The organism is Vibrio sp. 1874, assembly GCF_033344395.1.
Taxonomy (GTDB): Bacteria; Pseudomonadota; Gammaproteobacteria; order Enterobacterales; family Vibrionaceae; genus Vibrio; species Vibrio alginolyticus.
Genome location: NZ_JAWPOR010000169.1, coordinates 1 through 1,077, shown reverse-complemented (window position 1 = coordinate 1,077; position 1,077 = coordinate 1). Strand labels below are relative to the sequence as shown.

Here is a 1,077-nt window from a genome sequence, read left to right as displayed (position 1 = left end):
ATCTCTGCACCTTCTGACAGTATCCGTCCTATCGTTGAAGTTAAAGGTGATACCGCGATTGACACCCAGGCATTGCCGGTTAGGGTTCTCATCCGTGATCAGTACAAACCTGATGGTGACTATGACGCTAACACGATGGGGGTGTGGAAAGTACGCCTGATCCAGCAAAAGGCCTACAACGAGACGGTTGCGCTCACTGATTATGCGGAAGCATCGAACGGTGAAGCTCAGTTCTCAGTAGACCTGTCTGGTGTGGATACTTCCTCCGTCCGTATCGCTGCTGAGGCTGTTCTGGAAAGCCCTGTTGAGGGTTACAACCGCACAGAGTTGTCTATCAGACCTGCCTTCTTGACAGTGCTTCGTGGTGGTGCCATCGGTGCTGGCGTGGAGGCTCGCAAGTTGTCTGGTGAAGCTCCGTTCACTGCTGTGTTCAAGCTATCTTTGGACGACCGTCAGGATCTCCGGGCTACCGGCCAGGTTGTGTGGGAAACCAGTAAGGACGACGGTAAAACCTGGGAGCAGTTCATCCCAGAAGATCGATACAAGTATCAGCTTGTGAAGACCTTCGATAAGGGGGAGTACCAGGTTCGGGCCAAGGTGGTGAACGTCAACTCAGGTGCGGAAAAGTACACCGAAGCGGTCAGTGTTGTCGCTTACGACAAACCTGATATTGCTGTTATCGGCCCGACCACGTTGTTTGTCGGAAGTGAAGGCAAGTACACAGCGAACCTGACGTTGAACGATGAGCCAATCTCCGGTGGCAATGCCATTGTTGAGTGGTCTACTGACGGTGGCAAAACCTACGCGCAGACAGGGGATAGCATCACGCTTTCGAGCGATGAAGAAACCCGATACCGCCTGTGGGCTCGTGTGCGCTCTGCCACTGCACCGGCTGATGACGGCTATGCCTATGAAGTTGCGAAAACGGCAGTTGACTTCCGAGCAGTGAAGGCCCCCCGTCCTTACGTGACAGGGCCGCGAGTCATTGAGACCGGTAAGAAGTATGTGTTCAAAGCCGAAACCAGCCTGCCTTACCGTGGGATGGACGTGAAGCTGAACGGGTTCTTCACGCTGCCT

1 pseudogene is annotated in these 1,077 nt (G+C 54.0%); it reads left to right on the top strand.

Annotated features, from left to right (window positions below):
• Positions 1-1,077, top strand: a pseudogene (locus tag R8N46_RS25380) (hypothetical protein); the annotation flags it as partial.